The sequence below is a fragment of the Thiobacillus thioparus DSM 505 genome, assembly GCF_000373385.1.
GTDB lineage: Bacteria > Pseudomonadota > Gammaproteobacteria > Burkholderiales > Thiobacillaceae > Thiobacillus > Thiobacillus thioparus.
Genome location: NZ_KB891316.1, coordinates 1,030,663 through 1,055,636, shown reverse-complemented (window position 1 = coordinate 1,055,636; position 24,974 = coordinate 1,030,663). Strand labels below are relative to the sequence as shown.

At 64.5% G+C, this 24,974-nt stretch carries 28 protein-coding genes and 1 riboswitch; of the genes, 17 read left to right on the top strand and 11 right to left on the bottom strand.

Features of this window, described 5'->3' with window-relative positions; translation table 11 throughout:
- The first annotated feature begins 181 nt into the window (after window positions 1-181).
- Window positions 182-1,447 (top strand): lipid IV(A) 3-deoxy-D-manno-octulosonic acid transferase, encoded by a 1,266-nt coding sequence (gene waaA, locus B058_RS0105365; protein WP_018507457.1) that lies wholly within the window; start codon window positions 182-184, stop codon window positions 1,445-1,447.
- A 55-nt stretch (window positions 1,448-1,502) separates the two neighbouring features.
- Here waaA and B058_RS0105360 read toward each other — a convergent pair whose 3' ends face one another.
- Genes B058_RS0105360 through B058_RS0105350 form a run of 3 tightly spaced genes read right to left on the bottom strand, consistent with a single transcriptional unit; the run spans window position 1,503 to window position 3,811 of the window.
- Window positions 1,503-2,813 carry a TolC family outer membrane protein gene (locus B058_RS0105360; RefSeq protein WP_018507456.1) on the bottom strand — a complete coding sequence of 437 codons (1,311 nt, stop codon included), beginning with the start codon at window positions 2,811-2,813 and terminating at the stop codon, window positions 1,503-1,505.
- 27 nt (window positions 2,814-2,840) lie between these two features.
- Window positions 2,841-3,158 carry a rhodanese-like domain-containing protein gene (locus B058_RS0105355; protein WP_018507455.1) on the bottom strand — a complete coding sequence of 106 codons (318 nt, stop codon included), beginning with the start codon at window positions 3,156-3,158 and terminating at the stop codon, window positions 2,841-2,843.
- Entirely contained in the window at window positions 3,158-3,811 is a 654-nt protein-coding gene (locus tag B058_RS0105350) for a protein-L-isoaspartate O-methyltransferase family protein (RefSeq protein ID WP_018507454.1), read from the bottom strand. Before B058_RS0105350 ends, B058_RS0105355 begins: the two co-directional genes overlap by 1 nt.
- A 72-nt stretch (window positions 3,812-3,883) precedes the next feature.
- A riboswitch (TPP riboswitch) is annotated at window positions 3,884-3,990 on the top strand.
- 60 nt (window positions 3,991-4,050) lie between these two features.
- Here B058_RS0105350 and thiC point away from each other — a divergent pair.
- The 3 genes from thiC (at window position 4,051) to B058_RS0105335 (ending at window position 8,674) form a co-directional block, all read left to right on the top strand.
- On the top strand, window positions 4,051-5,994 hold the full coding sequence (gene thiC, locus B058_RS0105345; RefSeq protein WP_018507453.1) for a phosphomethylpyrimidine synthase ThiC: 1,944 nt from the start codon (window positions 4,051-4,053) through the stop codon (window positions 5,992-5,994).
- A gap of 70 nt (window positions 5,995-6,064) precedes the next feature.
- Window positions 6,065-7,750: a sensor domain-containing diguanylate cyclase gene (locus B058_RS0105340; RefSeq protein WP_018507452.1), complete on the top strand. Its 1,686-nt coding sequence runs from the start codon at window positions 6,065-6,067 to the stop codon at window positions 7,748-7,750.
- Between the two features lie 93 nt (window positions 7,751-7,843).
- Window positions 7,844-8,674, top strand: coding sequence for an undecaprenyl-diphosphate phosphatase (locus B058_RS0105335; protein ID WP_018507451.1), 831 nt, complete (start codon window positions 7,844-7,846; stop codon window positions 8,672-8,674).
- On the opposite strand, the gene B058_RS0105330 is transcribed toward B058_RS0105335, so the two are convergent.
- From B058_RS0105330 to B058_RS0105320, 3 genes are all read right to left on the bottom strand, one after another.
- A complete protein-coding gene (locus tag B058_RS0105330) occupies window positions 8,671-9,204 on the bottom strand; it encodes a response regulator transcription factor (protein ID WP_018507450.1) in 534 nt (177 codons plus the stop codon). The genes B058_RS0105335 and B058_RS0105330 overlap by 4 nt on opposite strands.
- Window positions 9,201-10,457: an ATP-binding protein gene (locus B058_RS0105325; RefSeq protein WP_018507449.1), complete on the bottom strand. Its 1,257-nt coding sequence runs from the start codon at window positions 10,455-10,457 to the stop codon at window positions 9,201-9,203. The genes B058_RS0105330 and B058_RS0105325 overlap by 4 nt, the downstream gene beginning before the upstream one ends.
- 254 nt (window positions 10,458-10,711) lie before the next feature.
- A complete protein-coding gene (locus tag B058_RS0105320) occupies window positions 10,712-12,940 on the bottom strand; it encodes a TonB-dependent receptor (protein ID WP_026240670.1) in 2,229 nt (742 codons plus the stop codon).
- A 293-nt stretch (window positions 12,941-13,233) separates the two neighbouring features.
- Here B058_RS0105320 and B058_RS0105315 point away from each other — a divergent pair, with 293 nt between their 5' ends.
- Together B058_RS0105315 and B058_RS0105310 are read left to right on the top strand one after the other, a co-directional pair.
- Window positions 13,234-14,181, top strand: coding sequence for a hypothetical protein (locus B058_RS0105315; protein ID WP_018507447.1), 948 nt, complete (start codon window positions 13,234-13,236; stop codon window positions 14,179-14,181).
- Window positions 14,182-14,198: 17 nt separating this feature from the next.
- A complete protein-coding gene (locus tag B058_RS0105310) occupies window positions 14,199-14,654 on the top strand; it encodes a copper chaperone PCu(A)C (RefSeq protein WP_026240669.1) in 456 nt (151 codons plus the stop codon).
- A gap of 26 nt (window positions 14,655-14,680) precedes the next feature.
- On the opposite strand, the gene B058_RS0105305 is transcribed toward B058_RS0105310, so the two are convergent.
- The 5 genes from B058_RS0105305 to B058_RS0105285 all read right to left on the bottom strand — a co-directional run bounded on the left by B058_RS0105305 (window position 14,681) and on the right by B058_RS0105285 (window position 17,487).
- Window positions 14,681-15,457 carry an HvfC family RiPP maturation protein gene (locus tag B058_RS0105305; protein WP_018507445.1) on the bottom strand — a complete coding sequence of 259 codons (777 nt, stop codon included), beginning with the start codon at window positions 15,455-15,457 and terminating at the stop codon, window positions 14,681-14,683.
- Window positions 15,432-16,283, bottom strand: a complete 852-nt coding sequence (locus B058_RS0105300; protein ID WP_018507444.1) for an HvfB family MNIO-type RiPP peptide maturase — start codon at window positions 16,281-16,283, stop codon at window positions 15,432-15,434. The genes B058_RS0105305 and B058_RS0105300 overlap by 26 nt, the downstream gene beginning before the upstream one ends.
- A 2-nt stretch (window positions 16,284-16,285) precedes the next feature.
- Window positions 16,286-16,597 carry an HvfA family oxazolone/thioamide-modified RiPP metallophore gene (locus tag B058_RS16485; RefSeq protein ID WP_018507443.1) on the bottom strand — a complete coding sequence of 104 codons (312 nt, stop codon included), beginning with the start codon at window positions 16,595-16,597 and terminating at the stop codon, window positions 16,286-16,288.
- A 69-nt stretch (window positions 16,598-16,666) separates the two neighbouring features.
- Window positions 16,667-16,924, bottom strand: coding sequence for an anti-sigma factor family protein (locus B058_RS17790; RefSeq protein WP_018507442.1), 258 nt, complete (start codon window positions 16,922-16,924; stop codon window positions 16,667-16,669).
- Window positions 16,921-17,487: a sigma-70 family RNA polymerase sigma factor gene (locus B058_RS0105285; RefSeq protein ID WP_018507441.1), complete on the bottom strand. Its 567-nt coding sequence runs from the start codon at window positions 17,485-17,487 to the stop codon at window positions 16,921-16,923. The genes B058_RS17790 and B058_RS0105285 overlap by 4 nt, the downstream gene beginning before the upstream one ends.
- A gap of 144 nt (window positions 17,488-17,631) precedes the next feature.
- On the opposite strand from B058_RS0105285, the gene B058_RS0105280 reads away from it, so the two are divergent.
- From B058_RS0105280 to B058_RS18115, 11 genes are all read left to right on the top strand, one after another.
- Window positions 17,632-18,051, top strand: a complete 420-nt coding sequence (locus B058_RS0105280; RefSeq protein ID WP_026240668.1) for an Hsp20/alpha crystallin family protein — start codon at window positions 17,632-17,634, stop codon at window positions 18,049-18,051.
- An 83-nt stretch (window positions 18,052-18,134) separates the two neighbouring features.
- Window positions 18,135-19,019, top strand: a complete 885-nt coding sequence (gene argB / locus B058_RS0105275; protein ID WP_018507438.1) for an acetylglutamate kinase — start codon at window positions 18,135-18,137, stop codon at window positions 19,017-19,019.
- 116 nt (window positions 19,020-19,135) lie between these two features.
- Complete coding sequence (locus tag B058_RS18130) at window positions 19,136-19,417, top strand: NAD(P)/FAD-dependent oxidoreductase (protein ID WP_211208617.1); 282 nt, start codon at window positions 19,136-19,138, stop codon at window positions 19,415-19,417.
- A 454-nt stretch (window positions 19,418-19,871) separates the two neighbouring features.
- Window positions 19,872-20,273: a hypothetical protein gene (locus B058_RS18125; protein ID WP_026240666.1), complete on the top strand. Its 402-nt coding sequence runs from the start codon at window positions 19,872-19,874 to the stop codon at window positions 20,271-20,273.
- Window positions 20,273-21,277: a chorismate transformation FkbO/Hyg5 family protein gene (locus B058_RS0105260; RefSeq protein WP_018507437.1), complete on the top strand. Its 1,005-nt coding sequence runs from the start codon at window positions 20,273-20,275 to the stop codon at window positions 21,275-21,277. Before B058_RS18125 ends, B058_RS0105260 begins: the two co-directional genes overlap by 1 nt.
- The gene (locus B058_RS0105255) at window positions 21,277-22,113 is read left to right on the top strand and encodes a MipA/OmpV family protein (protein ID WP_018507436.1); all 837 of its coding nucleotides are present in this window, start codon (window positions 21,277-21,279) and stop codon (window positions 22,111-22,113) included. Before B058_RS0105260 ends, B058_RS0105255 begins: the two co-directional genes overlap by 1 nt.
- Window positions 22,106-22,879, top strand: a complete 774-nt coding sequence (locus tag B058_RS0105250; RefSeq protein ID WP_018507435.1) for a lysophospholipid acyltransferase family protein — start codon at window positions 22,106-22,108, stop codon at window positions 22,877-22,879. Before B058_RS0105255 ends, B058_RS0105250 begins: the two co-directional genes overlap by 8 nt.
- Before the next feature lie 4 nt (window positions 22,880-22,883).
- The gene (locus B058_RS0105245) at window positions 22,884-23,651 is read left to right on the top strand and encodes a glycosyltransferase family 2 protein (RefSeq protein ID WP_018507434.1); all 768 of its coding nucleotides are present in this window, start codon (window positions 22,884-22,886) and stop codon (window positions 23,649-23,651) included.
- Window positions 23,652-23,659: 8 nt separating this feature from the next.
- A complete protein-coding gene (locus tag B058_RS0105240) occupies window positions 23,660-24,418 on the top strand; it encodes a class I SAM-dependent methyltransferase (protein ID WP_018507433.1) in 759 nt (252 codons plus the stop codon).
- Window positions 24,415-24,642 (top strand): hypothetical protein, encoded by a 228-nt coding sequence (locus tag B058_RS18120; protein ID WP_026240665.1) that lies wholly within the window; start codon window positions 24,415-24,417, stop codon window positions 24,640-24,642. Before B058_RS0105240 ends, B058_RS18120 begins: the two co-directional genes overlap by 4 nt.
- Window positions 24,606-24,920 (top strand): hypothetical protein, encoded by a 315-nt coding sequence (locus B058_RS18115; RefSeq protein WP_211208616.1) that lies wholly within the window; start codon window positions 24,606-24,608, stop codon window positions 24,918-24,920. Before B058_RS18120 ends, B058_RS18115 begins: the two co-directional genes overlap by 37 nt.
- Window positions 24,921-24,974: the final 54 nt, after the last annotated feature.

Below are 24,974 nucleotides of genomic sequence, written 5' to 3'. Positions count from 1 at the left end.
GTTTCAGAGAAGGCTCACTTGCGCAACGCGCAAGTTAAGTGAGCAGCGCGAACGGCCGGAACTAAAACCGGCCGCGCCGGTGAGCAGGATTTTCATTGTTTGGCCTCCAGAGTGGCGTCGATTCTAGCACCCGACAGCCTTGCGGCTTGGGCACAGGCATCCGCCCATTTACAATCCGGTGATGCCCACCCTGCGCCTGTTATTCGACTGGAGCCTGTATAGGCTGGCCCTGCTGCTGGCGGCGCCGCTGATTCCGCTGCGCCTGTTGTGGCGCGGACGCCGCGAGCGCGGTTATTTGAAGCACTGGGGCGAACGCCTGGCGCTTGGCCCGGTACCGGCTACGGGCGCGCTGTGGATCCATGCGGTGTCGGTCGGCGAGATGCGCGCGGCGCAACCGCTCATCCAGGCGCTGCGCGACGCACACCCGGACGCGCCGCTGCTGCTCACCTGCATGACGCCGACCGGGCGCGCCACTGCCGAGTCGCTGTACGGCAGGTTCGCGCGCATCGTCTACCTGCCCTACGACTATACCGGGTCGATGCGCCGCTTCATGCGCCGCGTGCGGCCGCGCGTGGGCATCCTGATGGAAACCGAGTTGTGGCCCAACCTCGTCCATGCCGCCGCGCGCGGGCAGGTGCCGATCGTGCTGGCGAACGCGCGGCTGTCCGAGCGCTCGGCGCGCGGCTACGCGCGGCTGCCGGCGCTGACGCGGGCGTGCCTGCAGCGGATCGCGGTCGTCGCCGCGCAGTCCGACGCCGACGCCGAACGCCTGCGGACACTCGGCGCGCAGACCGTGCACGTCACCGGTAATCTCAAGTTCGACATCGCGCCGCCGGACACGTTGCTGGCACGTGGGGCGGCGTGGAAAGCGCAATGGGGATCGCGCCCGGTGCTGCTCGCGGCGAGCACGCGCGGGGGCGAGGAAGCGCTGCTGCTGCGTGCGTTTGCCGAGGCTGCGCCGGACGACGTGCTGCTGGTGCTGGTGCCGCGCCATCCGCACCGCTTCGACGAGGTGGCGGCGCTGATCGAGGCGGCCGGCCTGGCGTACCGGCGGCGCAGCGCGCTGGGCGAGACGCCGCTGGATACGCGGACGCGCGTGCTGCTGGGCGACAGCCTGGGCGAGCTGTTTGCGTATTACGCGGCCTGCGACGTGGCCTTCGTCGGCGGCAGTCTGATGCCGCTGGGCGGACAGAACCTGATCGAGGCGGCGAGCGTGGGACGGCCGGTGCTGGTGGGGCCGCACACCTTCAACTTCGAGGAGGCGACGCGTCTCGCGATCGAGACCGGCGCGGTACGGCGGGTCGACGATGCGGCGGCCCTGATGCGCGAAGCGCTGGCGCTGTTGGGCGATGCCCCGGCACGCGCCCGAATGGGCGAGGCGGGACAGACTTTTGCCGCCTGCCATCGCGGTGCGGCGGCCCGGGTGGCCAGGCTCGTTCCTTTTTAGGCGGCGTGCCGCCTCGTGACGGGCTTGAATGCCCCGCCCGCAGGCTGTCGGCGGTTTATTGAACCGCGGGTTTCAGATGCTGGTCGATCTCGGTGAGGTCGGCCGGATTGAGGCTGCCCACGGCGGCCTTGAGCGATAGCCCGGCCAGCAGGTAGGCGTAGCGCGCGCCGGCCAGGTCGCGGCGGGCGGACAGCACTTGCTGTTCGGCGTTCAGCACGTCGAGGCTGGTGCGCACGCCGACCTGCAGGCCGAGCTTGGTGGAATCGAGCTGGGCCTGGGTGGAGGTGAGCGCCTGTTCCAGCGCTTTCACGCGGGCCGCCCCGCTGCTGACGTTGAGCCAGGCCTGGCGGGCCTGCAGGCTGGCGTCGCGGGCCGCGGCCTCGAGATCCTGACGCGCCTTTTCCTGGTTGGCGACGGCTTCGCGCACGCGCGAGCTGACGAGGCCGCCCTGGTAGATCGGCAGGTTGAGCTGCACGCCGATGCTGGCGGCGCGGGTATCCACCTGCATCGTGCCGAAATTCTGGTTGTTGTTGATGGTGTAGCCAGCGACGGCGTCGAGCGTGGGGTAATGGCCGGCGCGGTTGCGTTCGACTTCCTGGTCGGCGATGGTCTTGGCGATGCGCTGGATCTCGGCCTGCAGGTTGCCTTCGGTGGCGCGCGCGGCCCAGGTGTCGATGGGTTCCGCTTCGACCTTGAGCTCGCCCGGTTCCACGAAGATGTCGAGTGCGCCGGGCGGTTTGCCGATGAGTTTTTCCAGCGTGCGCAGACGAATGGCGAGACTGTTCTGCTCGGCGATTTCCTGCGCCACGGCGAGGTCGTAGCGCGCCTGCGCTTCATGGGTGTCGGTGATGGTGGCGGTGCCGACCTCGAAGTTGCGCTTGGCAGATGCCAGCTGTTCGGAGATGGCCGACTTTTGCGCATTGATGAAGGCGATGTTGTCCTGCGACTGCAGTACGTCGAAGTACGCCTGTGCGACGCGCAGGATCAGGTCCTGTTCGGCCACCTTCAACTGCATCTCGGCGATCTTGACCTGCTGCTTGGACTGCTCGTACTGCACCAGGTTCTGTTTACGGAACAGCGGCTGCGTGGCGTTCAGCGACAGGCCATTGGACGCGTAATCGGCGTCGCCGCCGGGCAGGCTGGAGTCGATCTTGTTGTACTGGGCGTTGCCGCCCAGGTTGACGTTGGGCAGCAGTCCCGCACGGCCCTGGACCGCCTTCTCCTGGCCGGCCTGGTAGGCGGCACGAGCGGCGGCATACTGCGCATCGTAGGCCTGCGCGTCCTGGAAGACGGCGGACAGGTTTTCTGCGTGGGCGGCAGGCGCCAAGGCAAGGGCGAGGGCGAGAGACAGGGGTTTGAATTGCATGGTGGTCCAGTCCTAGATAGAGAGTATTCAGTAGCGCGGCATGGCCGGATCGACTTCGTCGGCCCAGGCGGCGACGCCGCCCGCGAGGTTGACGACATCGACAAACCCGGCCGTCTCCAGATAGCGCGCCGCGTGATAACTGCGTACGCCATGATGGCAGATGACTATTGTTTCGGCATCCTTGTTCAGTTCCGACAGGCGTGCGGGCAGTTCGCGCATCGGAATCAGGATCGCGCCGGGCAGGCGGCAGAGGTTCCATTCCCACGGCTCGCGCACATCGAGCAACACCGGCGTATGACCGGACTGGATGTAGGCGGCGAGTTCGGGGGGGCGAAACTGGCGCATCAGAATACGAAGGCGGCAGGATGCGGCGCGTTCAGCAGCGGTGCCACGCAGGTCTCGAACAGCGTCACGCTGCGTGCGGCACCGGGGGCGGTGCAGGTGATGAGTTGCGCCTGCATCACCGGCGCCTCGCCGACGATGGCGAACAGGCGGCCGCCCACATGGAGGCGGCGGCGGAAGGCGTCCGACAGCAGCGGGGTCGAGCCGGTGAGTACGATGACGTCGAAGCCGGCTTCGTCGGACCAGTCGCGGGCGCCGTCGCCGGTATGCAGCGCGATGTTCTCGAAGCCGTGCGCCCGCAGTTTCTGCGTGGCGGCCGCGGTGAATTCGGGCACGATATCGACCGACACCACCTCGGCGGCCTGGGCGGCCAGGAGCGCCGTGAGGTAGCCGCTGCCGGTACCGATTTCCAGCACGCGGTCGGTGGGGCGGATGACGAGTTCCTGGAGCGCGCGCGCCTCCAGCCGGGGCGTCCACATCGACTGGCCATGGCCGAGCGGGATTTCCATGTCGACGAAGGCCAGCGCACGGTGCGCTTCGGGCACGAAATCCTCGCGGCGCACCTTGAACAGCAGGTCGAGCACATCCTGATTCAGTACATCCCAGGGGCGGATCTGCTGTTCCACCATGTTGTAGCGCGCCTGTTCCATGTCCATGCGGTACCCTTGAATATCAATAAGTTAGATGGGGGATTGCCTTGCAATTATTCCACAATTCCGCTACCTTGAGCCGCTCGCCAGGGGTCTCCGGACGGCCGTCACGCCGAATGGAGTGAGACATACCCTTCGAACCTGATGCGGTTGAGACCGCCGTAGGGAGGCTGACAGGCCTCCCGTGGACTAAATAGCGAGGCTGACTCAGCGGCCTCCATCCTAATTCTGCTGGAGCGCCCGCCATGAACGCCAACCCTAAATTCCTAGCCGCCACCGCTCACGTCGACGAAGCGGCGGTGCATCCGCTGCCGAACTCGCGCAAGATCTACGTTCAGGGCAGCCAGCCCGACATCCGCGTGCCGATGCGCGAAATCAGCCAGGCTGACACGCCGCTGATGTTCAGCGGCGAGAACGGCGCAGGCGGCGCGCGCTCAGAACCGAATCCGCCGATTTTCGTTTACGACTGCTCCGGCCCGTATACCGATCCGGCGGCGAAGATCGACATCCGCACCGGCCTGCCGGCGCTGCGCACGCGCTGGATCGAGGCGCGCGGCGACACCGAGGTGCTGGCCGACCTGAGTTCCGAATACGGCCGCCAGCAGGCGGCCAATCCCGAACTCGCGACCATGCGCTTTCCGGATCTGCATCGCCATCCGCGCCGCGCCAAGGCGGGCATGAACGTCAGCCAGATGCACTATGCGCGCCAGGGCATCATCACGCCTGAGATGGAGTTCATCGCGATCCGCGAGAACAACAACCGCGCCGCCTATCTCGAATCGCTGAAGGCGTCCGGCCCGCAAGGCGCGAAGCTCGCTGCGCTCATGAACCGCCAGCATCCCGGACAGAACTTCGGTGCCAGCCTGCAGAACGAGATCACGCCCGAGTTCGTGCGCAGCGAAATCGCGCGCGGCCGCGCCATCATCCCCAACAACATCAATCACCCGGAATCCGAACCGATGATCATCGGCCGCAATTTCCTGGTGAAGATCAACGCCAACATCGGCAACTCCGCGTTGGGTTCCAGCATCCAGGAAGAAGTCGAAAAGATGACCTGGGCGATCCGCTGGGGCGGCGACACCGTGATGGACCTGTCGACCGGCAAGAACATCCACGAGACGCGCGAGTGGATCATCCGCAATTCGCCCGTACCGATTGGAACGGTGCCGATCTACCAGGCGCTGGAAAAGGTCGACGGCAAGGCGGAAGAACTCACCTGGGAGATGTTCCGCGACACGTTGATCGAGCAGGCCGAGCAGGGCGTCGACTACTTCACCATCCACGCCGGCGTGTTGCTGCGCTATGTGCCGATGACGGCCAACCGCCTGACCGGTATCGTTTCGCGCGGCGGCTCGATCATGGCCAAGTGGTGCCTGGCGCACCACAAGGAAAGCTTCCTCTACACGCACTTCGAGGATATCTGCGAGATCATGAAGGCCTACGACGTGGCCTTCTCACTGGGCGACGGCCTGCGACCCGGTTCGATCTACGACGCCAACGACGAGGCGCAACTCTCCGAACTGCGTACGCTGGGCGAACTGACCCAGGTCGCGTGGAAGCACGACGTGCAGGTGATGATCGAAGGCCCCGGCCACGTGCCGATGCAGCTGATCAAGGAGAACATGGACATTCAGCTCGAGTCCTGCTCCGAAGCGCCGTTCTACACGCTCGGCCCGCTGACGACCGACATTGCCCCTGGCTACGACCACATCACCTCCGGCATCGGCGCCGCCATGATTGGCTGGTACGGCACCGCGATGCTCTGCTACGTCACGCCGAAAGAGCACCTCGGCCTGCCGGACAAGGATGATGTGAAGGAAGGCATCATCACCTACAAGCTCGCTGCCCATGCCGCCGACCTCGCCAAGGGCCATCCCGGTGCGCAGATCCGCGACAACGCGCTGTCCAAGGCGCGGTTTGAATTCCGCTGGGACGACCAGTTCAACCTCGGCCTCGACCCCGACAAGGCGAAGTCCTTCCACGACGAGACGCTGCCCAAGGAATCGGCCAAGGTCGCGCACTTCTGCTCGATGTGCGGCCCGCATTTCTGCTCGATGAAGATCACCCAGGACGTGCGCGAGTACGCGGCGAAGGAAGGTTTGAACGAAGCCGACGCGCTGGCGAAGGGCATGGAGGTGAAGGCGGTGGAGTTCGTAAAGCAGGGCGCCGAGGTCTACCGCAAGATCTGATATCGAAGTACACGACCGGCAGCCGAACTTGTGCAGCAGATTGTTCAGATGGGTCTTTCGGCTCGCCGCCATGCTGGCATGGCTGGGCAGCGCACCGGTGGTTGCGGCACCGCTGTCGGCCGTCCTCGATCATGAACTGGCCATTGGCCTGTCGACGGAGTTCCTGAAAGAGCAGGACGGGCGTTTCACCCTGCCGGCCGCGATTGCGGCCTACCAGGCGGGGCAATTTTCCCCGGGGAACAGCCCGGTCCTGAATTTCGGCATCGGTTCGAAGCCTGCGTGGATCCATTTTTCGGTGGACAACCCGACCGCCACACCGCTGCAAAAAAGACTGTCTATCGAAATCGCCTGGCTCGACCAGGTCGAGGTCTATGTCCAGTATCGCGGCAGGACGGTCGAACGGTACCGGGCAGGCGATACGCTGCCCTTCGCGCAACGCCCGGTCGACAGCCGTTACTTCGTGTTCGACCATACGTTCGAGCCGGGGACCAGCGATGTGTTCATCCGCCTGGAGACGCCCGACCCCATGGTCGCGCCGATCTATCTGCTGAGCCGGGAAACGTCGCGGCTCAGGCAAATGCAGCAGGAGTTCAGCTATGGCATCGTCTATGGCTTTCTGCTCGCCCTGATGGCGTATAACGCCATTCTTTTCGTCAGCCTCCGCAGTTCACGCTACCTGTACTATGCGCTCTACCTGGCGATGTTCGTTGCCATGAACGTCGCTTATACCGGCCATGGTTTCGCCTGGTTCTGGCCCGATTCGACCACCTGGCAGCAATGGTCCAACCCGGTCCTGATGTTCCTGTATGGCGTGTCCGGCCTGCTGTTCGCCATCCGCTTTCTCGATCTGCAGGTGTATTTCCCGCGGGTGCGCAAGGCGGTCATCAGGTTTTGCGTCATCTTCGGCATTCTGCTGGCGGCGGCCATTCTGCTGGACAGCCAGAAATACGCACTACTGGACGCATTCAGCTTCGCGTTCCTGTTCAGCAGCATCATGCTGTTGCTGGGCATCATCTCGGCCCGCACCGGGCAGAAGCCGGCGCAGTATTTTCTCCTCGCCGCCCTCTCGGCCATGGTGGGCGCCCTGCTGACGACCTTGTCGGTCTGGGGTTTCATCCCGCACAACAGCTGGACGTTCCGTGCCGTGGAAATCGGCATGCAGCTCGACGCCACACTGCTTGCCTTGGCACTGGCCTACCAGCTGCGCGTCGGCCAGGAAGAACGGTTGCGTGCCGAACGGCTGGCGCAAATGGACCCGCTGACCGGATTGAACAACCGGCGCGCCTTTTACGACAAGACCCGCGCATTGTGGAGCCACGCCATTCGCCACGGGCATCCCACGTCGGTCATGCTGCTCGACATCGATCTGTTCAAGCAGGTCAACGATGCCTATGGCCACGCGCACGGCGACGACGTGCTGAAGGCGACGGCGGACATCCTCAGGCAGTCCATCCGGCTGGGCGATATCCTGGCCCGCTGGGGCGGCGAGGAATTCATCGTGTTCCTGCCCGAAACCGACCGGGACGAGGCGACGATGCTGGCGGAGCGGCTGCGTACCACGATCGCAGGCATGCGCGTCCCGTACGAGGCGGGCGTGAGCGCCGTGACGGCAAGTTTTGGCATCGCCCAGCGCACGCCGTCGCAGCTGACCCTGGATGCACTGATCGCCTGCGCCGATGATTGTCTTTACCAGTCCAAGCAGCAGGGCAGGAACCGGGTGACCACTTGTCCGTCCGAGCCGGCTCCCGTTTCCTGACGGCCTGCGGGGTCACAAAGACGCCGTGGCCTCCGCGTATAATCCGCAGGCGCGCCAGACCGGCGCGCCTTTTTTCATGCCCAGCCCCTTGCCATGACCGATCCCACCATCCTTCTGCACGCGTTCATCCTCGGCATCGTCGAGGGCCTGACCGAGTTCCTGCCGGTGTCCAGCACCGGGCATCTGATCCTGGTCGGACAGCTGCTCAACTTCAACGACGACAAGGGCAAGGTATTCGAAATCGCGATCCAGTTCGCGGCGATCCTGGCGGTGGTGTGGGAATACCGGGCGCGCCTCGGGCACGCACTGGTCAACGTCACGACCGAGCCGGCCTCGCAGCGGCTGGCGATCAACCTGATCGTGGCCTTCCTGCCTGCGGCGGTGCTGGGCTTCCTGTTCATCAAGCAGATCAAGTACTACCTGTTCAACCCCATCGTCGTCGCTTCCGCGCTGATCATCGGTGGCGTGCTTATTTTGTGGGCGGAACGGCGCAAGCACGTCATCCGTGCAGAAACGGTCGACGACATGACGTGGCGCGATGCATTGAAGGTCGGATTTGCGCAGGCGCTGGCGATGATTCCCGGCACCTCGCGTTCGGGGGCGACCATCATCGGCGGCCTGTTTTTCGGCCTGTCGCGCAAGACGGCGACGGAATTCTCGTTCTTCCTGGCGATCCCGACCATGTTCGCCGCGACCTTCTACGACGTCTTCAAGAACCGGCATCTTTTCAGCGCGGACGACATCGGCCTGTTTGCGGTGGGCGGTGCCGCTTCGTTCATCAGCGCGCTGCTGGCCGTGCGCGGCCTGATCCGTTTCGTCAGTCGCCACGATTTCACGGTGTTTGCCTGGTACCGCATCGTGTTCGGCGTGCTGGTGCTGCTGACGGCCTACATGGGCTGGGTGGACTGGGGGACAGCGACCTAGCCTGCCTTCGGCGGGCGTTTGTCGAGCTTTCTTTGCAGCGTGCGGCGGTGCATTTTCAATGCGCGCGCAGTGGCCGAGATGTTGCCGTCATGCTCGTTCAATACCTTCTGGATGTGCTCCCATTCCAACCGTGCCACGGATAGCGGTTCGGGACTGACTTCCAGCGCGGCATCGGGCTGGTCGCGCATGAGCGCGGCGAGGATCTCGTCGGCATCCGCCGGTTTCGCCAGGTAGTGCCGTGCGCCCAGGCGCACCGCCTCGACGGCGGTGGCGATGCTGGCGTAGCCGGTGAGCACCACGATGGCCGGGGAGGGCGTGCGCGCAGCGAGCGCGGCCACGACAGCCAGCCCCGATTCGCCGGGCAGCTTCAGATCGACGACGGCATGGCTGGGCGAAAAGGCCGCGGCTACGGACCGGGCTTCCACTGCATTGTGCGCCACGGCAGTCTCGAAGCCGCGCTTGCCCATGGCGCGCGACAGGACCGCCGCAAAGTCGGCGTCGTCCTCGACGATCAGCAATTTCATGTTCATACAGGATGTGTCCAGGGCAAGGTGATGCGCACGCGGGTGCCGCCACCGTTGCGTTCGGCCAGGGTCAGCGTGCCGCCGATCCGTTCCAGCGTGGCGTGGGTGAGCGCGAGGCCCATGCCCCAGCCGCGTCCCGGCTTGCCGCTGAATAGCACACGCCCCGCCTGCGCCTTCTGTTCGGGCGTAAAGCCGGGGCCGCGGTCCGCGATATCGATCGCCAGCGCGTCGCCGCTGGCCGTGGCGGCGAACTCGACGGCATGGGGCGATACGTCGGCCGCATTGTTCAGCACATTCAGGATTGCCTGCTCCAGGCCCTCAGGCGGGATGAAGTCGCGGCTGTCGTCCAGCAGCGTGAGGCTGACATGGGCGTCGGGGCGCAACACCTGCCAGCGCTCGACCAGAGTGGTGAGCCAGGCATCGAGCGGATGAGCGGTCGCCGCGCTGTCCTGGGCGCGTGCGGCAAGTTGGGTGAGGATCTGCTTGCAGGCCTGGGCCTGTTTTTCGAGCAGATGGCAATCGGCGCCGATGTCGGGATCGTTGGCGAACTCGCGCGCAAGTTCGTGTGCCGTGGTCTGGATGGTGGCAAGGGGCGTGGCGAGCTCGTGCGCGGCCAGCGCGGCCTGCGTGCCGAGCGCGACGATGCGTTCGTCGCGCAGCTGTTTTTCGCGCAGTGCGGACAGCTCCTGGTCGCGCGTGCGCAGGGCGGCATGCATGCGGGTGACGAAAAAGGCAATCAGTCCGGCGCTGATGAGGAAGTTGAACCACATGCCGCCCAGATGCATGCCATAGGCGGCGGTCGGGTCGGTCACGGCGAGCGGCTGGAAATAGAACAGCAGCAGTCCGTAGAAGCCCCCCGCCACTGCTGCCAGCAGCCACACCCAGCGTGGACGCAGGCTGATCGCCGCGATGACGACGGGCACCAGCATGAGCGAGACGAAGGGATTGGTCACCCCACCGCTGAAAAACACCAGCACCGCAAACGCGGTAAGGTCGGCGAGCAGATGGGCCAGAAATTCCATCTGGGTGGCAGGCAAGTCCAGCCGCAGCCGCCATGCCGTGGTGAGCGAGAACACGCCCATGAGCAGCAAGACCGCACCCATCGGCAACAGCGGCATCGGGATGCGCAGGCCCCAGTGCAGCCAGACGATGCCGGCCGCCCAGCCAGCGATCAACGAGAGGCGTACCGCCAGCAGACGCCCCAGCAGGGCACGCGCGGGCAGAGTGGACAACAGGGTGGAATCGGTCGCTGACGACATGGCGGCATTGTAATACCCGTGTCGCCGGGTGCCGCGGGCTGCGGCAATTTGTCCAATTGTGCGCACCGCGCGCCGTCTTTAAAGTGTGCAGGCGTTTTACCCGCGCTCTGCTCCAAACCTGTCCCGCCTCTCCGGCGGGATTTTTTTGCCGTGCCGCCGGCCGTCGAATAGGCTGCGTTGAAATGAAACGAGCCCCGCGCACACAGTGCGCGGGGCTCGGATTCGCGGCGGGGATAAAGCCCGCTGCGATGTTCCTAGAACTGGTAGTTCACGCCGGCATAGATCGAGCGGCCCGGTCCGGGCACGGCGATGCCCCAGGGGATGCCATTGATGGACATCGTCATGCCCTGCCCGACATAGGCACCGCCCAAGGGCAACGCGTAGCCTCTGTCGAATAGGTTGTCGATGCCCACGTCGAGGCGGACCTGCTTCCATGCGTAGCTGCTGCGCAGATTGAACAGGCTGTAACCGCTGGTTTCCACTTCGTTCCGGATATCCGAGACGGTGTGTTTGGCCGCGACAAACTGCGCTTCGACCGTGTTGGTTAGGCGTCCCCGTTTTTGCGTCAGGGCCAGCTTCGCGTTCAGCGGCATGATGTTGTACAGGTTGTCGCCCGTATCCCGGTTTTCACCGCGGGTGACATTCACGATGCCACTCACCGTGAAATCACCATACGCCGGCGTACTGGCGGCGAGGAGGTGGCCCGAGAGGTCGACGCCAACCAACCGGGCCGACTGGTTGACGTACCTGAGCACGTTGAATTGTCCGTCGGGGCAGCTGGCGCCGTTGCACCGTGCGTCGACGTAGTCCCGGACATGCGTGTAGTACGGCGCGATGCGCACGCCCCATACCTTTTGCCGGGCGTCGTGCCAGTCGGCAGCAAGACTCAGGGTATGCGCCACCTCCGGCTTGAGATTGATATCGCCGACATAGCCGTTTCCGTCGCCGACGAAATTGTTCATGATCGCCGCCATGGGCCAGGTGGACCAGGTGTAGCGTTCGTACAGATTGGGCGAACGGGTCTTTTGCGCAAAGCCCGCCTCGTAGGTCTGCGTGGCATCCGGGGTATAACGCGCCAGCGCGGTCAGGTCCCAGTTGTGATCGGTCTTGTTGTGAGCCTGGTTGTTGAAGCTGGCGCTATCGGCAAGCTGGTTGCCCATGCACATGCCGCTGGTGCAGTAGCCCGCCGCATCGCTCGCATCCGTCCTGACCGTCTCGTGGCGCAGCCCCAGCAGGCTGGTCCATTGCGGCGTGAGGCGCGCCTCCCATTCGCCGAACAGGGCGTAGCGGCCTCGCCTGCCGTCGTTGATGTTCCAGAAGGTTCCAGGAGACATCATGCCGGTGCCGGATGGTGGCCACCAGTCGTCCAGGCGATAGGCTTGATATTCGCTGCCGACCCGCACGGTGTCGCGTTCGGAAAGCCGGATATCCGCGTTGACCGACACGCCGGTGGTTTTCCCTTCGGAGTTCATCGGCATGCCCGGTGCGGTGCCGTACACGAACTGCTTGTCGTCGCCGAAGTTCATTTCGTGCCGGGTCTTCTCGTGGTAGATGCGCGCCTTCAGAACGCCCCACTGGTATTGCCCGGTGTAGCCCAGATTGACCTGATCGCTCGTGTTGTCGGTCATGTCCATGCGCTGGTTCGGGAAATTCTCGTACGGGATGTGCTGGCGGCCCAGCTTCAGATCGAACAGGTGATTCGCGTTGCGCAGCGCGATAGCGAGCGCTTGGTTGATCGACCGGTAGGCGGACGAGCCGACTTCGTCGAGCGGCAGCGTATGTCCGGGTTGTCCCGTGAGCGTGTTCGTCTTGAAGTTGTCGCCCGCCTTGTAGTTGCCCGATTGCGCGGTCGAGCCGGTATAGGTCACGCTGAGGTTTTCGCTTGCCACCGTGGCGGCGGCGTTGGCGCCCATGGCGTTGCCGTTGCTGCGGTAGAAGGTGCCGACCGAGCCGCGGGTCAGGAGGCCTTCGCCGGCGCGGGCGAATTGCGGTTTGGCCGACTCCACGATGAGGGTGCCGCCGATGCTGTCGCCACCGACGCTGACAGGCGTGATGCCGGCGAATACCTTGACGGCATCGACCCGGGTGGGATCGATGTAGGACAGGGCTGGGTTCATGTGGTTGGGGCAGGACGCGATCAGGTCCATGCCATCGACCTTGATGCGCAGGCGGTCGTCGCCCAGGCCGCGGATCGACGGCAGGCTCGACACCCCGCCGGCGCCCTGGAGATTGAGGCCCGGAACGTCCCGCAGCAGGCTGGCCGTGTCGCTGGTGGCAGCATGCATGGGTTGCAGGCTTGCCGCATCCAGCGTCACGCTGTTGAGATCGGCATCGGTGGAATCCGGTGCGCCCACGACAACGACGGTCATGAGCGGCGTCTCCGGGAGGACGGGCGAGGCGTCGTTCTGGGCGGCCGCAGGGTTCCCGATCGCCGACATGGCAAGGGAGAGGGCGAAGGGGAGGGGTTTTCTGGGAAACAGCATGTTCTTCTCGGTGTTGTTGAAATTTTGTCCGAGTCTAAAAAAGCTGCGTGCCGCCGAGAATGTGGCAAATCGCCGCAACCCATGCGGTTGGCGCCCCGATTGCTTGCCGTTTCGGGCGCCAACCCGTTGTGCACTCTTTCGCGCATGTCGCACGGCGTCTGGCCTGGGCGGTTCGTGACATGCCAAGGAAATGTGGATGGACGGATGCGCACAGCATGCGACGATATGTCGCACTGCCAGGGGTGGACAATTTGTTATCGTGCACAGACTGGAACCCTTGCATGGCATGACGAATGAACTCCACCTGGCAGGCCGGCCTTGCGCTACCGCTGTTGCTTCTCCCGATGGCCGCAGCCGCCAGTTGCGGTTCGGCGTTCTGCACGATCAACACCGACTGGGATACCCAAACGCCCTGGCAGGACAACGCCACGCGCCTGGATCTGCGCATGGAAATGATCCATCAGAACCAGTTGCGTTCCGGTACGGACAAAACGACGGCCACAGGCATGACAGGCGAGCACGACGAGATCAAGACGCTCAACCGGAACATGGTCACCAGCGTGAGCCATGCCTTCAGTTCTTCCCTGGGCGTGACGTTGCAGGCCCCATTGGTGTCGCGCGACCATTCCCACGTCTTCAACGGCGTCGGTGGCCCCGAACCGGAAAGCTGGAACTTCACCCGGCTCGGCGACGTGCGCATGCTGGCGCATCTGCGGCTGGATGATGCACAGTCTGTGCACGGCCAGGCCTATGGTCTGGTCGGCGGCGTCAAGCTGCCGACCGGCTCGACCAAGGTGCGCAATGCCGACGGCGAACTGGCGGAACGATCATTGCAGCCGGGGTCGGGTTCCACCGACGTGATCGCGGGCGGATTCGTCTCCGGCCATCTTGCGCAAACGGGTTGGCACACGCAGATGAACTGGCAGCACGCGGTCAGCGAGCGGCAGGATTACCAGCCGGGTGACCATGTCAGCCTCGACGCGGGGGTGACCTATCCGCTCGGGGCAGTGCACGCGCTCGCGCAAATCAATCTGCTCTGGCGGGGACACGATTCCGGCCGCAATGCCGAACCGGCCGACAGCGGTGGAAAGTATGCGTATTTTTCTCCGGGCCTGGCGGTTCCGGTCGGCCATAATGCCCAGGTCTACGGACTGGTCCAGCTGCCGCTGTATCAGAATGTGAACGGCACGCAACTGACGGCGGACTGGGCGGCGACCCTGGGTTTGACGATGCATTTCTGAGAGAAGAGGAAACCGGAATGAAACATGGATGGATGATGGCAGCAGTCTTCAGCCTGGTAGCGCAGACGGCCTGGGCCGCCAATATCAGCGTGACCGACGCATGGGTACGCGCCACCATGCCGGGCCAGCCCGTCGGCGGCGCCTACATGCAGATCCAGTCGGATGCCGATGCGCGCCTGGTCGGCGTTTCCAGTAGCATCGTGCCGCGGGTGGAAGTGCACGAAATGAAAATGGACGGCGACGTGATGCGGATGCGCGAAGTGAAGACAGTCGATCTGCCGAAGGGCAAGACCGTCTCGCTGGAGCCGGGCGGTTTCCACATCATGCTGATGAATCTGAAAAAACCGATCGCGGTGGGCGACGTTATCCCGCTCACGCTGGTGATCGAATCAGGCGGCAAACAGCAGATCGTCGAGGTGAAGGCCGAAGCGCGTGCCATGGGCGGCGCCATGCCGATGCAGCACGCTCACTGAGCAGTTCCGTCGATCGCACCCGTTCTTCAGCGGGTGTGAGCGGGTGAAACCGCCGTGCCGAGTATCGCGCCGCGTACCCGCATATCCTCCAGCAGCGCGCCGCCGGCCTGCAGGATCAGCGCGGGGTCGGGATGACGGCTTTCGGCGGCGATGTGTTGCAAGGCAGCGCGGCCGCTCAGCGTGCCGGATTCCAGCAAGGTCAGCAGGCGTGCGGTGAAGGCGTTGATCTCGCTGAACAGCACTTGATCGGCCGCATCGCGGAATACCAGCAGGCAGGTGTCCGCTGGCCGTATCTTGCGGCGCGGGCCGATTCGATGGACCGGCCAGTCGTAATGCAGATTGGCCAGTACCGGGTTCAGGATGGGAAAGCCATCGACCAGGTCGCCCGCGTTGTCGATGTCGCGATCGGCGACGCGGTCCGACACGGACAGTGCCAGCTCGATCCATTCGTAGTGTGCCAGCGCGAGCGTCCAGGGCGGGTAGGTTTCCGGCGCATCCCATTCGTTCTGCAGGAACTGGATGAACTCGTCGGGGATCTGCCGGAAGTAGGGCGTGCGGCAGCGATGCGTGCTGAAGAACGCGCGCACCAGCCGTGTCCACCTGCGCGTGCCGAGCACCTGCCGCAATACCGGAAAGCACGCGAGCAGGAATCCCTCGATATTGTCATAGAGCAGCGTGCTGTAGATTTTCATGCGCCGCGCGTCCACGCCCTGCGGACGCGGGTTCGCCTTGGGGTCGCGGATATGCGCCGCGAAGGCGAACTGGTAGCGCTGGAATTCAGGACGTGCGGGCGACGGAGGCATGTGGACGGTGGGCGGCCTGAATGTGCGCGATATGTTCGACCTCGCGTACCAGCTCGGCCAGCGGTGGAATGTTGAAGTCGCGTTCCAGCAGCGTGGGGGCGACGCCGTGGACGCGGTAGGTTTCGTCGAGCAGCGACCATACCGGGTCGATCACGTCGGCGCCGTGGGTGTCGATGAGCAGATCCTGCGCTTCGTTGTGATGCCCCGCCATGTGCAGATACACGATGCGTTCGGTCGGCATGGCGCGGATGAAGCCGAGCGGGTCGTAGCGATGGTTCACGCTGTTGACATAGACATTGTTGACGTCGAGATGCAGGTCGCAGTCGGCTTCCTGCAGCACGGCGCGAATAAAGCCCGCTTCGTCCATGTCGGCGACCGGTGCGGCCGCGTAGAACGACGCATTTTCGATGGCGATGCGGCGTTCCAGGATGTCCTGTGTGCGCCGGATACGTGCCGCGATGTAGCGGACAGCCTCCTCCGTGAAAGGGATCGGCAGCAGGTCGTACAGATGGCCGTCGTCCGAGCAATACGATAGATGCTCGGTAAACAGCACGATTTGATGCGTGTCCATGAACTGCCGGGTTTTGTGCAGCAGCATGTCGTCGAGCGGGGACGGTCCGCCGAGCGACAGCGACAGGCCGTGGCAGACGAACGGGTAGCGCTCGGTAAAGGCGCGCAGGTCGCGGCCGCGCGCGCCGCCCATGTCGATCCAGTTCTCCGGAGCAAGCTCGAAAAAGTCGATGGCGTCAGGGACGCGGGCTTTCAGCGAAGGGATGAGTTCGCGCCGAAAGCCCAGCCCCGCACCGGACAGGCGCAGGGGCTTCACGGTTACTTCATGTCGCCTTTGTTCATCCCGTCAGCCTTGGGGGCTTTCTTGGGGGCGCCGCACTTGCCCTCGCCGCACTTGCCTTCCGGCATCTTCTTGTCGGTGGCCTGCATCTCGACTTCTTCGGCTTTTTTCTTGGTGGCGCCGCATTTGCCGTCTGCAGGCTTGGCGGCCTGGTTGTCGGCCACCAGGTAGCCGCTCGAGAGCGCGGACAGGGTGAAGGGGTTGCTTGCGGCGGAAGCAAGGGGGGCGGCCGCCATGCTGGCAACGAACGCGGAACCCGCCGCAGCGACGAACAGGGATTTTTTCGACACGATTTTTCTCCTAACACTATTTAAAAAAGTTACGACAACACCGGAGGATTCCGGCTTCTTGCAACACGCTCAGTGACCGAGCTTGTCCTGCAATTCGGTTGCGATGCGCTGGCGGGCCGCGTCGGTGAGTCCCCTTGCGTCATCGCCGGCATCCGCATCTGCGCGGAACAGGCGGCGCATTTCCTGCAGCTGCCGGGCGAAGCGGGCGCAGTTCTCGCAAATGGCCAAGTGCAGATGCATGGCCATCCGGTCTGCAAACGGCAGCCCCACGTCCATCGCACGTGAGGCGAGCACGGTGGTTTCCTTGCATGTCGGTATCCACTTCATGCTGCACCTGCCTTCGAAAAGCCATTCAATTCCAGGCATTGCCGCATGAACAATCGCGCGCGATGCAGCAGTACCCAGCAGTTGGTCGGCGAGATGCCGAGTTCCTTACAAATTTCTTCGGTTTCCATGCCGGCGATCTCGCGCAGGCTGAACACCTGGGCCATGGCAGGCTTCAAACGATCGGCACATTCGTCCAGCACGCGCCGCAACTGGCTGAGTTCGGCCTCGGCCTGCGGATTGCCCCAGGGCCGCAGCGGTTCGGCCCAGTGGCCATCCTGCCTGAACAGGAGGTCGACGGCTTCCTCGCCCTCTTCGTCGCAGGGAAGCGCGACTTCGCGCATCTGTTTCCGGATCAGGTCGACGATCTTGTGCTTGAGGATGCCGGTGAGCCAGGTGCGCGGGCTGGCATCGCCCGCGTAGCGGGCCTGGGCAGCGATCGCGGCGAGCAGGGTTTCCTGCACGGCGTCCTCGGCCAGTTCGTCGGAGTGCAACTGGCATCGTGCCACCCGGAACAGATAGTCCCCATGGTCGGTCAACCAGGTCTGCGCGTCGAGTGTGCTCATCAAATGATCCTTGTTCCCGCATCGCGGGGGCGTAGGCACTTTAGAGGCTGCTGCCCAAAGGGACAAGCCAGCCTCTTGAAAAACCGGATGGGCTGCCCCAGATCATGCGTATCCGCAACGTTTGTCAACCAGAAGGAGGACACGATGTCTAACATGACCCGCTACGATCCGTTCGAAACCGATTCCCTGGACAACCTGTTCCGCGGCTTTTTCCGCCCCGTGAAGCTGGACAGGGACATGCTGCAGATTCGCATGGATGTGAAAGAGGATGAAACAGGCTACGCCGTGCACGCCGATATTCCGGGCGTGAACAAGGACGATATCCATATCACCATCGACGGCAATACCGTATCGATCAGCGCCGAGACGAAAAAACTCACCGAACAGAAGGACGGCGAGAAAGTGCTGCGCCGCGAGCGTTATGTCGGCCGCGTCGGTCGCAGCTTCGCGCTCGAGCACGAGATCGACGAGGCAAGCGCAAGCGCCCGTTATCAGGATGGCGTGCTGGAGCTGGTGCTGCCGAAAAAAGCAGTGGCCGCGGCCAAACGCCTGACCGTGCAGTAAGCCGGCGGTTTCGGGCCTGAAAGGCGGCCGCGCGCCGCCTTTTTTATTGGCGTAAAATCCGCGCAATCTTATACGGAGCCATCATGACCCCCCTCCACACCGCCGCCGAGAAGGCCAATATCCTGTCCGAGGCGCTGCCCTACATCCAGCGCTTCTACGACAAGACCATCGTCATCAAGTACGGCGGCAACGCCATGACCGAGCGGCATCTGATGGAGGCCTTCGCCAAGGACGTGGTGCTGCTGAAGCTGGTGGGGATGAACCCGGTGGTCGTGCACGGCGGCGGCCCGCAGATCGCCGGCCTGCTGCAACGCATCGGCAAGCAGAGCGAGTTCATCCAGGGCATGCGGGTGACCGACGAGGAAACACTGGATGTGGTGGAAATGGTGCTCGGCGGCCTGGTCAACCAGGACATCGTCACGCTGATCAACAAGCATGGCGGTCGCGCAGTGGGGTTGACCGGCAAGGACGGCAACTTCATCCACGCCAAGAAGATGCTGGTGCGCAGCAAGGAAAAGGCCGACGAGATGCTCGACATCGGTCAGGTTGGCGAGATCACCAGCATCGACCCGGAAATCATCCAGGTTCTCGACGCACGCGACTTCATTCCCGTGGTGGCACCGCTCGGTACCGACTCCGAAGGCAATGCGTACAACATCAACGCCGATGTCGCAGCCGGCAAGATCGCCGGCGTGCTGCAGGCCGAGAAGGTCATTTTCATGACCAACACGCCGGGCGTGCTCGACAAGCAGATGCAACTGCTGACAGGACTCACCCCGCGCGAGGTCGACGAACTGATCGAGGACGGCACCATTTCGGGCGGCATGATTCCCAAGGTCGGCTACGCGGTGGATGCCGTGAACAGCGGCGTCAAGACTGCGCACATCATCGACGGCCGCGTCGAGCACGCCCTCCTGCTGGAAGTGCTGACACCCGAAGGCGTCGGTACCTTGATCAAACGCGTCTGAGTCCCACCGATATGATTTCGTTGCCCGCAAGGGGCAAGCCGCACAGATGATAGGCTCGCGCCTTCGAGACAGGAAAGACTGTGAAAATTGAGCCAATGGAACAGCAAGATCAAAGGGTGGAACGTTCTCAATGCGATGTACTGGTGGTCGGCGGGAGGGCCGCCGGGTCGACGGTGGCGCCGTTGCTGGCGGAAAAGGGCTACCGGGTGGTGCTGCTGGAGAAGGCGCGGTATCCGCGCTTCCACATCGGCGGGTCGCTGCTGGCAGCCAGCCTGCCCCTGTTCGAGCGGCTCGGCGGGGCCGACGAAGTGACGGCGGTCGGCATGGAAAAATGGGCAGCCGAATTCGTGTCGCCCTACCACGACCGCCCCCAAGTCTTCCATTTCGCCGAGGTGTGAGACAAGTCTATGCCCTACGCCTACCAGGTCAAGCGCGCCGAATTCGATGACATCCTGGTCCGCAACGCCGGCCGTTTCCAGATCAAGCACCGCAACCCTCGGCACAACAGTCCGGCGGTCTATGGCCACTTTGCCCCTGCCCGTCGTCACGCCGGCCAGGACGAAGGCAACATCACGATTTTCTGGTTCGACCATGGCTGGTTCTGGTTCATCCCTATGACGAACGACACCACCAGCGTCGGCATGGTGACCTGGCCCCATCACATGAAAACCAAGGGATCGCACAGCCTGCAGGCTGGACAACGTCGCGACCTGCCCGGAACTGGCGCTGCGCCTGAAGGACGCGAACCTGCTGACCGAGGTCGAGGCGACCGGCAATTTCTCGTACGTCGCCGAACGCACCCACGGGACCCACTACCTGCTGCTCGGCGATGCTTATGCCTTCATCGACCCGGTGGTCTCGTCGGGCGTGCGGCTGGCGATGAACAGCGGCGTGATCGGGGCCGAGGCCGCCTGCCTGGCGAACCCGGGGGCCGCACCGGCTGCGCTGAAGCGTTTCGATGCGCGGATGCGGCGCGGCCCGAAGCAGTTCTCCTGGTTCATCTACCGGATCACCAATCCGATCATGCGCGACTTTTTCATGGGCCCGAAAAACGTCTTCCGGGTGAAGGAGGCGCTGCTGTCGGTACTGGTCGGCGACATCTTCGGCAGGACGCCGATCTGGCGCTCGATCTGGATCTTCAAGGCGCGCTACTACTTCGCCAACGTGCTCCAGCCCAGGCGTGCCTTCATGGCCTGGAAAGAGCGGCGCTCCAACATCCGCAAGGTCGATGACCCGGCCGTGTACAACGCATAGTGACGCTGCAATTTCATTCCTCGTCGCCCCCCACTTCACGTCATACCGGAAGCGAACTCGGCGGCAGCCTGGTGGGTCAGGCGGTGTCCGTGGCCGCGTCCGGATGGCCGATCCAGGCGATCTGCGCGCCCCTGCTCGGCGCGGAGACGGCCGCCGTTCAGGAAACCTGGCGGCTGGCCAGCCCGTGCGTGCACGGCGCGAGCGAGGGCATCACCTGGCGGCGGGCCGGCGACATCCTGTTCGGCGTCATCGATCTGGACGAGGCCCAATTTGCCGCGATGGCTGACCGCCCGCCGCTGCAGGCCGCGAGCGAGGAAGCCTACCACCGCATCTTCCGCCTGCTCGACACGCAGAAGCTGCCGCATCTGTGGCGAATCTGGAACTACATGAGCGACATCAATGCCGAGACGCATGAACTGGAACGCTACCGCCAGTTCAATATCGGCCGCCAGAATGCGTTCATCGCCCATCACCGCAGCGCTACCGGCAACATGCCGGCGGCCTGCGCCCTTGGCCTGGCCAGCGGTCCGCTGTCGATCGCCTTCCTGGCCGGTGCGATGCCGGCCGTGCCGATCGAGAATCCCCGTCAGGTCAGCGCCTGCGACTATCCGGCCGAATACGGACCGCGTGCGCCGATCTTCTCGCGCGCGGCGCTGGTTCACCCGCCCGGGCAGGAAATCCTGTTCATTTCCGGCACGGCCAGCATCGTCGGCTACCGTACGATTCACCCCGACGACGTCGCCGGGCAATGCCGCGAGGCGCTGGGCAATATCGCCGCAGTCGTCGCCGAGGCCAATCGCGCGGCGCGTTCGCGGCCTTTCGCGCTCGACGAACTGGTGTACCGCGTCTATGTGCGCCGGGCGGCCGATTTCCCCGTGATCCGCGACACGCTCGCATCATCGGTCGGCGGGGCGGACGTGCTCTACGTGCAGGCCGACATCTGCCGTGCCGACCTGTTGCTCGAAATCGAGGCGATGGCTTTGCACACGCTGGGGCAGGACTGATGTTCACGGTAAGCAGTGCCGCTGTCGTGCTGGTGCTGGCGCTGGCTGTGCCGGCCGCGCAGGCCGCCGAGGAGCAGCCGCTGTGGGAAGTCGGGGCCGGCATTGCTGCGCTGAGTTTCCCGGCTTATCGCGGCTCGGACCAGACGACGAATTTCCTGATGCCGATTCCCTATTTCACCTACCACGGAAAGATATTGAAGGCGGACCGCCACGGCCTGCGGGGGCAGCTGTTCGGGTCCGACCGGCTCGAACTGACGGTGTCGGCGGCGCTGTCGCCGCCGGCCACGAGCGACGAGATCGTCGCCCGCGCCGGCATGCCGGATCTGGCGGCGACCTTCGAAATCGGCCCCGAGCTAGACGTCACGCTGTGGCGCTCGGAAAACCGGGCACGCTCCGTGAAGCTGCTGCTGCCGCTGCGTGCCGCCTACACGCTGGAACGCACGCCCCGCCATATCGGCTGGGTGGCTCACCCCAAGCTGAATCTCGATGTCACCGACGTCCCTGGGCTGCCGGGCTGGAAATTCGGCCTGCTCGCCGGACCGCTGTTCGGCGAGCAGCGCCAGCATGACTATTACTACGGCGTCGCCCCGCAGTATGCGACCGCCATTCGTCCGGCCTACGCGGCCCAGTCGGGCTATGCCGGCATGCAGTTGCTGGCGTCGGCGTCGAAGCGTTTCAGGCAAACCTGGATCGGCGCCTTCGTGCGCTATGACAACCTCGCCGGCGTGAGCTTCGAGGACAGCCCGCTCGTGCGCAGTCAGAATTATTTCGCCGGCGGTGTCGCCGTGTCGTGGATATTCGGCGAGTCGTCGACCCGTGTGTGCGTCGATGAGTGAACGCCGGCCTACGCGCAACCCGCTGTGGGTCGCCTACGAATATCTCGGCATGGTCATCGGCCTGGGCGCGCTGGCGGCGATCTGCCTCCTCTGGCTGCCGTTCGCGATGCTGCTCCATCCGTTGCTGCCGCGCCGCATCGGCCAGCCACTGGGGCGGGCGTTCATTTCCGGCGGCTCGCGCGGCTACCTCGGCTTGCTGACGCTGCTGTGTACCTCGCGCTTCGACCTGTCCGAACTCGACCGCCTGCGTGGTCAGGGACCGCTGATCGTTGCGGCCAACCACCCTTCCCTGCTTGACGCAGTGATGATCGTCTCACGCCTGCCGAATGCCGTCTGCGTGATGAAGGCGAGCCTGCTGAACAACATCCTGTTCGGCGCGGCCGCCCGCCTCGCCCGTTACATCAGCAACAGTGCCCCCCTGGAGATGATCCTGAATGCGCGCGAGGAATTGCGACACGGCGCGCACGTCGTGGTGTTTCCGGAAGGTACGCGGACGACGCGTTTCCCGGTCGATGCCTGCCAGCCGATCGTCGGCCTGATTTCCAAGCGTGCCGGCGTGCCGGTGCAGACGCTGCTGATCGAGTTTTCCACGCCTTATCTTGGCAAGTCCTGGCCGCTGTTGCGGCGCCCGGAACTGCCGCTCTCCTTCCGCATCCGGCTCGGCCGGCGCTTTCCGCCGCCGGCCGACGTTGCCGCCTTCACCGCCGAACTGGAGGCCTATTTCCGCACGGAACTGGGCACAGCTCCGCTGCCGACCGCCGCCTGAAGCCATGCCACATGCCTTGCCGACCCATCTGGTCCTGATCCCCAGCTACAACCCCGGCCCCAAGGTGCTGGAAACGGTACGCGCGGCGCGCGCGCAGTGGGCGCCGGTGTGGGTCGTCGTCGACGGCAGCACCGACGGCACGGCGCAGTCCTTGCAGGCGCTGGCCGCCACCGATGCGGGCCTGCGCGTCATCGTGCTGCCGCAGAACCGCGGCAAGGGCGCAGCGGTACTGGCAGGCATCACTGAGGCCGCCGCCGCCGGCTACACGCATGTGTTGACCATGGATTCAGACGGCCAGCATCCGGCCGAGCTGATCCCGGCTTTCATGCTGGCGTCGCAAGCCGAACCGGGCGCGATGGTGCTCGGCAAGCCGGTGTTCGGACCGGAGGCGCCGGCCTTGCGCGTCAAGGGCCGCAAGGTATCGAACGGCTGGGCCAACCTGGAGACGCTGTGGATGGGCGTCGGCGATTCGCTGTACGGCTTTCGCGTCTATCCCATCGCGCCGCTGATGCGCATCATGCGGCGCAACCGTTTCATGCGGCGCTTCGATTTCGATCCGGAGGCGGTCGTCCGCCTGTGCTGGGCCGGGGTGCGGCCGCTCAACCTCGACGCGCCGGTGCGCTACCTGTCCGCCGCCGAGGGCGGCGTTTCACATTTCAAGTACCTGCGCGACAATGCGCTGCTGACCTGGATGCACACGCGCCTGTTCATCGGTTTCGTGCTGCGCCTGCCGTTGCTGGTCTGGCGACGACTTTCGAAACCCAACTCGTGACTTCTCCGATGACCGAAAACACCCCCCGCCAGGCGGCACTGAAGGCCGACGCACGCTTGGCTGCCTATTTTTCGAATGAAGACGAGCGACGTGTCGTCACCCGCGAGATGTTCGACCAGGCGGCGCCCGGCTACGACCGTGCGGAGGGACTCACCGCACTGGGCAGTGGTGCCCGGTACCGGCGCGAAGTCCTGCGCCGCAACGGTCTGCATGCGGGCATGGCGCTGCTGGACGTGGCGGCCGGCACCGGACTGGTGACCGTTGCCGGCCATGAGCTGGTGGGTCCGGCCGGGCGCGTCATCGCCCTCGACCCTTCGCCCGGCATGCTTGCCGAACTGCGCAAGAAGGTGGCCGTCGAAACCCTCGAGGCCTATGCGGAATCCATTCCGCTGCCCGATGATCACGTCGACTTTGTCTCGATGGGGTACGCCTTGCGCCACGTCGGCGATCTGGACCGGGCGTTTTCCGAGTACCTGCGCGTGCTGCATCCGGGCGGCCGCGTCTGCATCATGGAAATCAGCCGACCGGCGAACCGCCTGGCACGGGCGCTATTGCGTTTTCACATTCGCATCATCGTTCCGCTGCTCGCCCGGCTGACGCGCAGCCAGGCCGACGTCAAGCGGCTGTGGGAATACTACGGCGACACCATCGACGCCGCGATCGAGCCGGCGCACATTCTTGACGCGCTACGCCGCGCCGGCTTTGCCGACGTGAACTGTTCCGTCAGCTTGGGCATTTTCCGCGAATACACCGGCTGCAAGGTGTGAGCACTCCCGAGACCTTTCTGATCGCGATGACGATCATATTCATCGTGCCGTGGTTGCTCTGGCGCTTCGGCAACATGGACTATGCGCCGCTGGTGGTCGTGCAGATCATCGCCGGCATCCTGCTGGGCCCGGGCATCCTCGGCCGCGCCTTACCCGACTATTACCCCTCGTCTTCAATCCGGCCGTCGTGCAGTCGCTCAACGGCATCGCCTGGTGGGCGGTGATGCAGTTCGTGATGATCGCCGGCATCGAGCTGGATCTGAAGAAGGCCTGGACGCACCGGCGCCATCATGTCCTCCTGGTCATCATGGCGGTGTTCTTCCTGTCCACAGGGCTACGCACCAACTGGGCCATCGGCGGCGAGGCGTTGATCATCGGCTGGCTGCTGCAGACCAAGGCGCTGATCATGATCATCTTCGTCAACATGTTGCTCGACAAGGCGATCAGCAGCAGCGAGACCTTCACCGCCCTGCTGCTGATGGTGGTGGGAGCACCATGCTGACGGTGTCGATGGTGGCGCCGCAACTGGCGCGCCTGCAGGAATTGATTCGGTGCG